This is a genomic window from Bradyrhizobium sp. PRIMUS42, from assembly GCF_023006515.1.
GTDB lineage: Bacteria > Pseudomonadota > Alphaproteobacteria > Rhizobiales > Xanthobacteraceae > Bradyrhizobium.
Genome location: NZ_JALBGZ010000128.1, coordinates 1 through 11543, shown reverse-complemented (window position 1 = coordinate 11543; position 11543 = coordinate 1). Strand labels below are relative to the sequence as shown.

Genomic DNA, 11543 nt, shown 5'->3' with positions numbered 1-11543 from the left:
ACGTTGGCCTCACGCTGCTTCGGCGCCGACGAGGGTTGCGGCTGCTTCTGCTGCGGTTCAGCTGGCGTCTGCTGCGGCGATGGTGCTGCTGCCTGCTGCTTGGCCGCGGGCTTGCCCGCCGCTTCGGACTTGTCGGTGAAATCAAGCTTTGGCAGCTTCAGATCGGGCGGCGGCTCCGGCAATTTCTCCTTGGCCGCCTCCTTCGTCTCCTGCTCCTTGATCTCCTCCTTCACCTGCTCCGGCGTGACGATGTCGACGGTCACGGTCTCGGGCGGCGCGGCGTGAAACGGATGGACCTCGCTGATCACGATGATCAGCGCCACCAGCGTCAGATGCGCGATTGCCGACGCCGCAATGTCCGTCCGTATGATCTTCCGCAGTTCCATCGACCGATCTTGGGTTGCCGTCGCGGTCCTAGCATACCCCGGCCCCCTCTCAATCCCATTTCGGGGCGAAGCCGAAGTCGGTCAGGCGGCCCTTGGGGTTGGCGAGCGCGGCGATCCGGCTCATCTCGTCCTCCGACAGCTCGAAATCGAAGATCTCGATGTTTTCAGACAGGCGCTCGATGCGCGAGGTGCGCGGGATCGCAGCGACATTCTGTTGCACCAGCCAACGCAGGCAGATCTGCGCCGGCGTCTTGCGATGAGTGCGCCCGATCCCGGCCAGCGTCTGGTCGGACTTGATGCGGCCCTTGGCGATCGGGCTGTAGGCGACGAGTGCAAGGCCATGCTGGTCGCAGGCCGCCCTCACCTTCGCCTGGCCGAGATAGGGGTGGTATTCGACCTGGTTGCAGACCAGCGGCTCGCCCGACAGCGCCAACGCCTGCTCGATCAGCGCCACCGTGAAATTGGACACGCCGATGTGGCGGGTCAGGCCCATGCGCTTGGCATGCGACAGCGCGCCGAGCGTCTCGGCCAGCGGCACGTGCGGATTGGGCCAATGCAGCAGCAACAGGTCGACGGAGGTAAGCCGCAAGCGCGCCAGGCTCTCCTTGACCGAGCGCTCGAGATCATGGGGCGCGAAATGGTTGGTCCAGACCTTGGTGGTGAGAAAAACGTCGTCGCGGCGGACGCCAGAGGCGCGCAAGCCGTCGCCGACCTCGCGTTCATTGTCGTAGACCTGCGCGGTGTCGATGTGGCGATAGCCGAGCCGCAGCGCCTGCTCGACCACCCGCGCGGCAAGCCTTCCGCTCAACTCCCAGGTCCCGAGCCCGATCGCCGGGATTCTCGCGCCATTGGCCTCGACGAACAGCATGAGGAGTCCTCTTCCGTTGCGGCAACCCCTGACGTCATCAGGCCTCATTATGGACCCGGCCCATGACGCTGCCAACGGAAGCCGCGGCAGTCCGGCGGGATATTTGGCGCAATGCTAACGGGAGGTTCGCGTCGGGGCTTGTGGCCCTTGACGCCAGGCTTTGACGTCAGGCTTTGGCGAGCGCCTGGAACACCGTATCCGGAGCGTGCGCGATTACCGCGAGCAGCGCGCGGGCTGGTCCCCGCGGAGCACGCTTGCCCTGCTCCCAGTTGCGGATGGTCTCGACGGGAACGCCGAGCTTGGCGGCGAACTCCATCTGGGTCAGGCAGGCGCGGCGGCGCAAATCGCGCACCGCGAGCAAAGAGCTATCGCCGGGCGCGGCTGTTGCCGTGGGCTCCGCCGCAGACGGCTGGACCGGAAACTCCTGTCCGTCCCGCAACTCAACGACCCGTCCGTCCGCCTTCAGCCGCAACCGCATGCTCATTCCCCCAAGCGAGGCGATGATGCGGCAGGTCGCTTAAGTTCGGATTAAAGATACGAGGTCGCGTGCCCCGGACGCTGCGCAGCACGACGTGATGCGCTGCTGAGCCGGGGCCCATCTCGCCACGGAGTATGCCGCCTTCCGGGTCCCGGTTCTGCGCAGCAACGCTACACGTTGCAGCGCGTCCGGGACACGGGGGGAACCCGTTGCCTATCCCCGTCATTGCGAGGAGCTCTTGCGACGAAGCAATCCAGGCTGCCACCGCGGAGGGATTCTGGATTGCTTCCGCCTTCGCTAAAGCTTCGGCGGACAAAGTCGCTGCGCTCGCAATGACGTGGAGAGAGCGTGGCCTCGCCCCCTACCTCAGCCCGAACCAGAGCGTCGCAATCCCGAGGAAGGAGAAGAAGCCGACGACGTCGGTCACGGTGGTGACGAAGGTGCCGGACGCCACCGCCGGGTCGGCCCTGACGCGTTCGAGCGCCATCGGGATCAGGATGCCGCCGAGCGCACCGGCGATGAGGTTGCAGACCATCGCAAGCCCGATGACGATGCCGAGGCCGGGAATCTTGAACCAGGCCACCGCCGCGATGCCCGTGATCACGGCAAAGGCGAGCCCGTTGATCAGACCGACCAGCGCCTCGCGCATCACCACGCGCCAGGCATTGGAGGAGCCGAGCTCACGCGTCGCCAGCGCCCGCACCGCGACCGTCATGGTCTGGGTCGCGGCATTGCCGCCCTGGCTTGCCACGATCGGCGCCAGCACGGCGAGCGCGACCATCTTTTCGAGCTGACCCTCGAACAGGCCGAGCACCGAGGATGCGAGAAAGGCGGTGGCGAGATTGACCAGCAGCCAGTTGAAGCGGCCGCGCGCAATGGTCAGGAAGGTGTCCGACAGCTCTTCGTCGCTGGTGACGCCGCCGAGCGCCTTGAGGTCCTCGTCCGCCTCCTCCTCGATGACGTCGACGACGTCGTCGACGGTGATGACGCCAACCAGGCGATCCTGGGTGTCGAGCACGGGGGCTGCGACGAGATTGTACTTGCCGAACATGCGTGCCACCTCTTCCTGGTCCTCCAGGACGGAGACGCGGCGGCGGTCCTCGTCGGTGAGCTCGGCCAAGGCCACCGGCCGGCGCGCGCGCAGCAGCACGTCGAGCGGCACCGCGCCCTGCCAGTGCTGGTCCTTGTCGACGACGTAGATCTCGTAGAATCGGTCGGGCAGATCCGGCGTCTCGCGCATGTAGTCGATCGCCTGGCCCACGGTGAAATCCTGGGGCACCGCGATGAACTCGGTCTGCATCCGGCGTCCCGCGGAATTCTCGGGATACAGCAGGCTGCGTTCGAGCGCGACGCGCTCCTTGAGCGGCAGCTTCTCGAGGATCTCCTCCTGCTCGGCCTGGTCGAGGGTCTCCAGCAGCTCGACCGCGTCGTCGGATTCGAGCTCTCGGACGCCCTCGGCGACCCTCTCCGGCGGCAGTTCCTCCAGGATCTCCTCGCGGACGGCCTCGTCGACCTCGTTCAGCGCGGCGAAGTCGAAGTCGCGCCCGGTCAGCTCGACCAGGCGGACGCGGTCGTCGGGCTCCAGAGCGCCGATCAGATCGCCGAGATCGGCCTCGTGCAGCTCGGCGACGCAGGCGCGCAGCGATGCGCTGTCGCCGGCCTCGATTGCATGCGCGATCTCCTCGACGAATTCGTGCCTGATATCGCCGTCTTCATTGCGCATCGGCACGTGGTCGAGTACCGAATCCGCGGCGGATCGGGCAACGTCCATATGTTCATCCATGGCGCGCCTCGCCGTTTGACAGGTTGGATCAGGTGGTCTGAGCTGACGGTCAGGCAATACCCACAAGCCAACTGCGAGCGCAATGACAAAGATGCTTCGACTGAGGTGGACTTCGATGGCGCTGGGCGCGGCCCTCGCGGCCCTCGCCGGCATCACCTCGCCTGAAGCCGCCGAGTGCCCGCGCAAGGACGCACTCGGCACCTCGCGCGTGCTGAGCGTCGATGCCAAGACCACGCCGCGCGTGGGCCTGAAGAGCTTTCCGCAGACGCTTGCACTGGCCGATCGCGAGGTCGTGCTGACCTTCGACGACGGGCCGAACCCGCCGACGACGTCGAAGGTGTTGGCGGCGCTGGCGCAGGAATGCGTGCGCGCGACCTTCTTCCTGATCGGCATGCACGCCTCCCAGCATCCCGATATGGTCAAGCGCATCGCCCGCGAAGGCCACACCATCGGCCACCACACCTTCTCGCACCCGTTCATGGCGCGGATCCCGTTCGACAAGGCAAAAAGCGAGATCGACCGCGGCATCGCGGCCGACGAGATGGCGCTGCACGGGACGTCGTCGACGACGCCCTCGACGCCGTTCTTCCGCTTCCCCTATTTCCAGGGGACGCCGGCGCAGCTCGACCTGCTGCAGTCGCGCGGCATCGTCGTGTTCGGGGCCGATTTGTGGGCCAGCGACTGGAACGAGATGACGCCGGAGCAGGAATTGAAGCTCGTCACGGAGCGCCTTGCCGCGAGCGGCAAGGGCATCGTCCTGTTCCACGACCCCAAGGCGCGCACGGCCGCGATCATGCCGGCCTTCCTGCGGTATCTGAGGGAGAACGGTTTTCGCGTGGTTCACGTCGCACCGGCCGGCGTGCCGCAGAAGAATGCCGATGCGCGCTGATGCCGGAATGTCACGCCGGCGCAAAATGGGGTGATTTGGGCCCTATTAACACTCTGTTCATGCTACCCCCTGCAAATGGATGGGGACTTTGCGATGGGAAAGGGTCTTTGCGCCTGAACCGTTTCCTGATGTCTCCGACCTACTATGGCGGCAAGCGCATATGAAGGCAGACCGGGTTCATGATCGGAAGTAGCGTTGTATTGCGGACGCGATCGTGGATCGTCCTTTGCCTCAGCGGATTCCTTGGATGTTCGACCCTCGGATCGCCGGCGGCGCTTGCGGCCGACTGCCCGGGCCACCCCGATGCGCTCGGGACCTCCCGCACCCTCGTGGTCGATCCGCACGAGCATCCGCTGATCGGCACCATGCAGTACCGCGAGACGCTACCGCTTAGGGATCATGAAGTGGTCCTGACCTTCGACGACGGTCCGCTGCCGAAATATTCCAACCAGGTCCTCAAGATCCTCGACGACGAGTGCATCAAGGCGACCTTCTTCATCATCGGCAGCCAGGCCAAGGCGAACCCCGAAGGCGTGCGCAAGCTGGTAGCGGCGGGCCACACCGTCGGCACCCACAGCATGAACCATCCGCTGACCTTCGACCGGATGCCGGCCGAGAAATTCGAGGCCGAGATCAATGGCGGCATCGAGTGGACCTCGGCCGCGATGACCGATCCGTCCAAGCTGGCGCCGTTCTTCCGCATTCCCGGCCTGATGCGCGCCGAAGGCGTCGAGCATCATCTGATCTCGCGCGGCATCCAGGTCTGGAGCGCCGACTTCCCGGCCGACGACTGGCGCCATGTGTCGTCCGACCGCGTCTATCAGCTCGCGATCCAGCGGCTGGAGGCCAAGGGCAAGGGCATCTTGCTGCTGCACGACATCCAGGCGCGGACGGTGTCGGCGAGCCGGATCCAGTCGGCGATGCCTGACAGCGCCGGCTGCGAGGTGAGCACGGCGAGACGCTTCACCGCATCCATCATGCGCAGCATGTCGCGGGGATCGGCCAGCATGTTCTCCTCGACGACGGGATCAATCGCGGGATCGGTCGAGGCCAGCTTCAGCGTGCCGCGCGAATACGCGTTGAACAGACCCGCGCCGATCGCGCCCGGCACGCCGATGCCGCGGTGATTGAAGGCGATCAGAATCATGTCGCGCTTGCCGCCGTCGGCGAGGCCCGAGGAATAGGTCACGCAGCAATTGGTGTGGCGGGTGTCCGGATCGGTGGGCCTGAGATTTTCGTGGAGCTGGATGGTGGCGCGAAACAGCGGATGGTCGAAGTAGTGCTTACCGACCGGCAGGTCGCACTCGACCGCAATTCCCATCGCCTTCAACTCGTCGGCCGGCCCGATGCCCGAGCGCAGCAGGATCGCCGGACTGTGGATGGCACCGGCGCACAGCACGATCTGCCGGGCGCTGATCTCGTGGGTGCCTTGCCCCTCGATATGGACGCGGACGCCGGTCGCCCTTCCGTCGCTGATCAGCACGCGATCGACCAGCGCATGGCCGCGAATTTCGAGATTGGCGCGGCCGCGCGCGGGCTCCAGATAGCCCTCGTTGGTGCTGATGCGCCGGCTGTCGCGGCTGTTGATGGGATAGCAGGCCACGCCCTCGCCATCGGGGCCGTTGAGATCGGCGCACCAGGGATAGCCGCTCGCGAGCGCGGCATCGCGCAAGCCGCGATCGATCGGCCCCCATTTTTCCGGAGGCGCCCGGTAGACCGGCAGTGGCCCGCCGCGTCCATGGCCTGCGGCATCGCCGAACTCCAGATCGTCCTCGATCACGGAGAAGAGCGGCATCACCTCCCCGGCCGACCAGCCGGTGCAGCCATTGGCGGCCCATTCGTCGAAGGCATCGGCAACGCCGCGGATCGCGATCTGGCCGTTCATCATCGAGGAGCCGCCGAGCCCCTTGCCGCGCCAGTAGAAGCGCGGCTCCTGCCCGGCCACCCGGCGCGTCAGGAGATCAGGCCACTGCCATTTCTCCTGGTACTCGCGCCTGTGGATGATCGGGATCGGATTCGGCGTCACCACCTCCCACGGCGCCTCGTCGGCGCGCCAGTCCAGGCCCGCCTCCAGCAGCAGGACGCGCCGCGCGGGATCCTCAGACAGCCGAGCCGCAACGGCAGCGCCAGCGGAGCCGCCGCCGACAACAATGACATCGTACATCGCGTTATTTCTCGACATTCCAGAACACCGGGATGGCGGACGGTATCAGACCGCGCAACGTCGCGCGATAGGCGGCGGGCTGCGCGAACTGGCCCCACGGAATTCCGGGAGCCTGATCGTACATGACGGCCTGGATCTCGCCCGCGATCTTCTTGCGGTCCTCCTCGGCCGGCGCCTTGGCGAAAGCTTCCGTCAAGGGCGTGATGCGCTGATCGCATTGCCAGCCGGTGAAGTCGGCGCAGTTGAAGGCAACCATGACATTGGTCAGCGGCGAACCCAGATCGAAGCCGCCAGCATGAACGCCATAGACGCTCCAGCCTTCCTTTTTGGCGCGGCGCGCCAGCACGCTCGCCCAATCCATCACCTGCAGATCGACGTTGAAGCCGGCAGCCTTCAGCCGCTCCGCAAGCACCTGCGCCGAGACGCGCGGCGCTTCGAGATCGTTGGCCTGCATGACGACGACGGGCTCGCCGGCATATTTGGTCGCCTTCAGTGCAGCCTTCGCCGCTTCGATCGAGGGCTTGGCGGCCGCTTCGGCGCCGGCCTTGCTCTCATAGGTGGAGCCGCAGGTGAAGAACGTCGCGCAAGGCGTGGCGTATTTGGTATCGAGCCCGAGCGCATCCAGCACCTCGCGCTGATCGACCAGCTTCCACAGCACGCGCCGGATCGCGGGATCGTCGAACGGTTTCGACGCCGCGTTGAGACGGTAGGCGCCCGCGAACATGTTGCCGCCTGTGAAGTTGACGAGCTTGACGCGCGAATTCTTCTCCATCTGCGGCAGCAGATCGAACGGCGCGTATTGCATGAAGTCGATCTCGCCGGCCTGCAATGCGGACGCCGCGGTCGATCCGTCGGGAATGACGCGGATCTCGAGCGTGTCGACGTTGACGCGCTTGCCGCCGGCGAGGAAGTCGGCTGGCTCGGGGCGCGGCACATAGTCGGCGAATTTCTTCAGGATCATGCGGTCGCCGGTGCGGTGATCGGCCTTGCTGTAGACGAAAGGGCCCGAGCCGACGATCTCGGTGATGCGCTGATCGCCGGGCGTCTTCGCGATCCGCTCAGGCATCATGAAGGCGACGGGGCTGACGGGATTGCCGAGCGCGTCGATGACGAGACCGGACGGCTCCTTCAAGGTCAGCACGAAGGTCTTGGCATCGGTCGGCTCGAGCGACGCCGTGATCGCGAAGATGCGGCGGCCGAGCGCGCTGCGGGTGCCCCAGCGGCGCAGCGAGGCCACGCAATCGGCGGCCGTAACAGGCTGACCGTCGTGCCACTTCAGGCCGTCGCGCAGCGTGAATGTGTAGGTCAAGTTGTCGGGCGAGACCTTCCAGTCCTGCACCATCTGAGGTTTGACATCGCCCTTGGAATCCTTCGCAAACAGCGTATCGAACACCATGTAGCCAAACGTGCGCGAAATGTAGGCCGTGGAGAAATGCGGATCGAGGGTGACGATTTCCGCCTCGAGCACTGCGACGAGATTGCCCGCCGCATGCGCGGGCGCTGCGGCCAGCGCGAGGCCGAGCAGCGCAGGGACGAAAGACTTGAGTTTGAACATTAGTTTCTTCTTGCCTTGGCGAAACGGTTACGGTCGCCAGCAAAAGGCAATGTTCGTGCCCACACGGCAGAAGGACGTATGCGCACACGGCTATCAGCCGCGCGTTTGCGGGATGCGCACTTCTGGGTTTGAGTGCGACTCCATCGCATCCCCAGCAATGACGGTGGGGAGATAGGCGTGCACCACGCTCTCCCGCGCCCTCTACACAGCGCAACGCTACTTCAGTGGTGCGCTGCTGAGCCGGGGCCCATGTCTCCGAGCAAACCCTGCCGCGTGGGTCCCGGCTCTGCGCAGCAGCGTTGCACGCTGCAGCGCGTCCGGGACACAAGGGCAACTACCCGATCACCTTGCCGAACTTGTTCGACTTCGGGAAACCCTTCGGCGGCAGGCGGCCGGCGTCGGCGCGGGTGCCTCGCCACTCGGCGAGCTCCTTCATGGTCGTGGAGAACTCGCGACCGGCAGAATCCTTCCAGGTCAGGCCTGCCTTGGCCTCGAACACGACGACGTCGGAGAGGCCGCCGTCCTTGTATTTCTGCAGGCGCACGCCGCGGCCGCGGGCCATCTCCGGCACCTGGTCGAGCGGGAAGACGAGCATCTTGCGGTTCTCGCCGATGACCGCGACGGTGTCGCCCTGCACTTCGGTAACGGTGCGCGCCTCGTTCGGCATGTCGACGTTGAGAACCTGCTTGCCCTTCTTGGTGGTGCCGACGCAATCGTCCTCGTTGACGACGAAGCCCTGGCCCTCGTGGCTCGCGACCAGGAATTTGCGCCCGCCCTTGTTGACGAACAGAGTGACCGGCGCGGCCTCCGGCTCGAGATCGATGAACTGGCGGATCGGCTCGCCGTGACCGCGGCCGCCGGGAAGCTTCGCGACATCGAGCGAGTAGAACTTGCCGTTGGTGGCGAACATCAGCAGCTTCGAGGTGGTCTCCGCGAAGAAGGCGAAGCCGAGCTTGTCGTCCTGCTTGAAGGCGAGCCCAGAGAGGTCCTCGACATGGCCTTTCATGGTGCGGATCCAGCCCTTGTCGGAGACGACGACGGTGACCGGCTCGCGTTCGACGAAGGCTTCCTCGATCGCGGCCAGATCGTGCTCGGGCGCATCGGCGAAGGTGGTGCGGCGCTTGCCGAGCGGCGTCTTCGGCCCGAACATGTCGCGGACCTTGCCGACCTGCTCGCCGACCTTCTTCCACTGCTCGGATTCGGAGGCCAGCACCGCGTTGATGCCCTTGAGCTCGGCACGGAGATTCTTATCCTCGGTGCGGATCTCCATTTCCTCGAGCTTGCGCAAGCTGCGCAGGCGCATGTTGAGGATCGCCTCGGCCTGCACCTCGGTGAGCTTGAACGCCTTCATCAGCGCCGGCTTCGGCTCGTCCTCGTTGCGGATGATCCTGATCACCTCGTCGATGTTCAGATAGGCGATCAGGAAGCCGCCGAGCACCTCCAGCCGGTGTTCGATCTGCGCCTTGCGGTAATTGCTGCGCCGGATCAGCACGTCGCGCAGATGGTCGAGCCATTCGCGCAGGCACTCCGCGAGCCCCACCACCTTGGGCACCTTGCCCTTGATCAGAACGTTGAGGTTCAGCGGAATCTTGTTTTCGAGCTCGGTCAGACGGAACAGCGATTCCATCATCAGCGCCGGATCGACGTTCTTCGACTTCGGCTCGATCACGATGCGGACGTCTTCGGCCGACTCGTCCCTGATGTCGCCGACCAGCGGCAGCTTCTTCTGGTCGAGCAGCTCGGCGACCTTCTCGATCAGGCGCGACTTCTGCACCAGAAAGGGAATCTCGGTGACGACGACGACCCAGGAGCCCCGCGCGCCCTCCTCCTGCTCCCACCTGGCGCGAACGCGGAACGAGCCGCGGCCGGTGGTGTAAGCTTCAGCGATGGCCTGCTTGGAATCGACGCAGATGCCGCCGGTCGGGAAGTCCGGGCCCTTCACCCACTTCATCAACGCCTTGGATTTGGCGTCGGGCTTCTCGATCAGATGCAGCGCGGCGTCGCAAAGCTCGGCGGCGTTGTGCGGCGGGATCGAGGTCGCCATGCCGACCGCGATGCCTTGCGCGCCGTTGGCGAGCAGGTTCGGGAAGCCGCCGGGCAGCACGACCGGCTCCTTCGACTGGCCGTCGTAATTGGCGCGGAACTCGACGCCGTCCTCGTCGATGCCCTCGAGCAGAAGCCGCGCGACGTCGGTCATGCGCGCTTCGGTGTAGCGGTAGGCGGCGGGGTTATCGCCGTCGATATTGCCGAAATTGCCCTGGCCGTCGACCAGCGGATAGCGCGAGGAGAAATCCTGCGCGAGGCGCACCATGGCGTCGTAGATCGCCTGGTCGCCGTGCGGATGGAACGAGCCCATCACGTCGCCGACGATTTTGGCGGATTTCTTGAAGGCCGTGCCGGGATCGAGCCTGAGCAGGCGCATGCCGTAGAGGATGCGCCGGTGGACCGGCTTCAGGCCGTCGCGCGCGTCGGGCAGCGCACGATGCATGATGGTGGAGAGCGCATAGGCGAGATAGCGCTCTTCCAGCGCTTCACGCAGCGGCACTTCGTGGATTTCGGCCGGCTCTTGCGGCGGAATCAATCGTTTTCCCATGCCGCCCGGTTAAACCGTGGAAGCGAATCGGGCAAGGATGGATTGGTTCCCTGTGGGCGGCCTACTGGCCTGCCCAGCCGGCTGTCACGGTCTCGGTTTTGGCCTGAGCCGGCGCCGGCCCATTGGTCAGACAACGCCGGGCGGCTTCGATTTCAGCCTCCGTCGCCCCCTTTGACCGCGCCCATGTCTCTGCGGCCGCAGCGGAATATTTGGCCACATAGTACCGGACGACGGTGCACGACGCCCGGCGAAACACGCCGGGTTGCGGCTCGCCGGCCATTGCATCAGGCGCAAACGCGAGCAGCGCCGCGGACAAGGCGAATCCCCTGATCAACATTTAGGCTGTCCCCGTTGTGGAACCTCAGGGCGAACTCGAAGGCCCCAATTTCGTTCCGGGGGAACTCCATTTTGAGGAACAAGGCAGAGTCCCGCTGCGCTCATGGCGCCGGGATCGCCGCCCTCGCCTGCTGCCGTATCAGGGCATTGATGAAGCCCGCGCGCGCGTCGGAATGGCCCTGCCCGCGCGGCTCCAGCACATGGCGCAGCAGGAACAGGCCGGTGAGCCGAAAGCCGTCCTGGAGATCCTGCTCGGTGAGGTCGCTTGCGGTTTCGCCCTGGCGCAGAAACGGCGGCAGGCGCAACAGGCGGTCACGCCACGGCTCGCCCGCGCCGCGCGACACCGCGCCGCCGGATTTCGGCGAAACATAGATCAGGTCGCACTTGATTGCTCTCATTATCAATGTCCACACACTCGGCAGAATGTTGTCTGCAGAATTACCTTACGGCACGCGCTCTCGATGAACGCTATCTGCAGCCGGACAATGATT

The 11543-nt window shown here is 65.5% G+C and carries 7 protein-coding genes and 4 pseudogenes; 2 read left to right on the top strand and 9 right to left on the bottom strand.

Annotated features, from left to right (window positions below; translation table 11 throughout):
* From MOV75_RS12950 to mgtE, 4 genes and pseudogenes are all read right to left on the bottom strand, one after another.
* Positions 1–386: pseudogene (locus MOV75_RS12950) on the bottom strand (hypothetical protein); the annotation flags it as partial.
* A gap of 49 nt (positions 387–435) precedes the next feature.
* Positions 436–1254: an aldo/keto reductase gene (locus MOV75_RS12945; RefSeq protein WP_246928016.1), complete on the bottom strand. Its 819-nt coding sequence runs from the start codon at positions 1252–1254 to the stop codon at positions 436–438.
* Positions 1255–1420: 166 nt separating this feature from the next.
* Positions 1421–1738, bottom strand: a complete 318-nt coding sequence (locus MOV75_RS12940; protein WP_246928019.1) for a DNA-binding transcriptional regulator — start codon at positions 1736–1738, stop codon at positions 1421–1423.
* Positions 1739–2093: 355 nt separating this feature from the next.
* Positions 2094–3515, bottom strand: a complete 1422-nt coding sequence (mgtE, locus tag MOV75_RS12935; RefSeq protein ID WP_246928077.1) for a magnesium transporter — start codon at positions 3513–3515, stop codon at positions 2094–2096.
* Positions 3516–3630: 115 nt separating this feature from the next.
* On the opposite strand from mgtE, the gene MOV75_RS12930 reads away from it, so the two are divergent.
* Together MOV75_RS12930 and MOV75_RS12925 are read left to right on the top strand one after the other, a co-directional pair.
* On the top strand, positions 3631–4404 hold the full coding sequence (locus tag MOV75_RS12930; protein WP_246928079.1) for a polysaccharide deacetylase family protein: 774 nt from the start codon (positions 3631–3633) through the stop codon (positions 4402–4404).
* A gap of 179 nt (positions 4405–4583) precedes the next feature.
* Positions 4584–5300: pseudogene (locus tag MOV75_RS12925) on the top strand (polysaccharide deacetylase family protein); the annotation flags it as partial.
* Here the strand turns inward: MOV75_RS12925 and MOV75_RS12920 are convergent.
* From MOV75_RS12920 to MOV75_RS12900, 5 genes and pseudogenes are all read right to left on the bottom strand, one after another.
* Positions 5297–6568 (bottom strand): annotated as a pseudogene (locus MOV75_RS12920) (GMC family oxidoreductase); the annotation flags it as partial. The pseudogenes MOV75_RS12925 and MOV75_RS12920 overlap by 4 nt on opposite strands.
* 4 nt (positions 6569–6572) lie before the next feature.
* Positions 6573–8123, bottom strand: a complete 1551-nt coding sequence (locus MOV75_RS12915) for an ABC transporter substrate-binding protein (RefSeq protein ID WP_247005877.1) — start codon at positions 8121–8123, stop codon at positions 6573–6575.
* 334 nt (positions 8124–8457) lie between these two features.
* Positions 8458–10716 carry a DNA topoisomerase IV subunit A gene (parC, locus tag MOV75_RS12910; RefSeq protein ID WP_246927244.1) on the bottom strand — a complete coding sequence of 753 codons (2259 nt, stop codon included), beginning with the start codon at positions 10714–10716 and terminating at the stop codon, positions 8458–8460.
* A 61-nt stretch (positions 10717–10777) separates the two neighbouring features.
* Positions 10778–11053: a hypothetical protein gene (locus MOV75_RS12905; protein WP_246927255.1), complete on the bottom strand. Its 276-nt coding sequence runs from the start codon at positions 11051–11053 to the stop codon at positions 10778–10780.
* Between the two features lie 100 nt (positions 11054–11153).
* Positions 11154–11432, bottom strand: a pseudogene (locus MOV75_RS12900) (DNA repair protein RecO C-terminal domain-containing protein); the annotation flags it as partial.
* Between the last annotated feature and the right edge of the window lie 111 nt (positions 11433–11543).

Coding starts and splice junctions, on each gene's coding strand:
- parC (WP_246927244.1), bottom strand. CDS start 10,716: ATGGGAAAACGATTGATTCCGCCGCAAGAGCCGGCCGAAATCCACGAA.
- mgtE (WP_246928077.1), bottom strand. CDS start 3,515: ATGGATGAACATATGGACGTTGCCCGATCCGCCGCGGATTCGGTACTC.
- MOV75_RS12945 (WP_246928016.1), bottom strand. CDS start 1,254: ATGCTGTTCGTCGAGGCCAATGGCGCGAGAATCCCGGCGATCGGGCTC.
- MOV75_RS12930 (WP_246928079.1), top strand. CDS start 3,631: ATGGCGCTGGGCGCGGCCCTCGCGGCCCTCGCCGGCATCACCTCGCCT.
- MOV75_RS12915 (WP_247005877.1), bottom strand. CDS start 8,123: ATGTTCAAACTCAAGTCTTTCGTCCCTGCGCTGCTCGGCCTCGCGCTG.
- MOV75_RS12905 (WP_246927255.1), bottom strand. CDS start 11,053: ATGTTGATCAGGGGATTCGCCTTGTCCGCGGCGCTGCTCGCGTTTGCG.
- MOV75_RS12940 (WP_246928019.1), bottom strand. CDS start 1,738: ATGAGCATGCGGTTGCGGCTGAAGGCGGACGGACGGGTCGTTGAGTTG.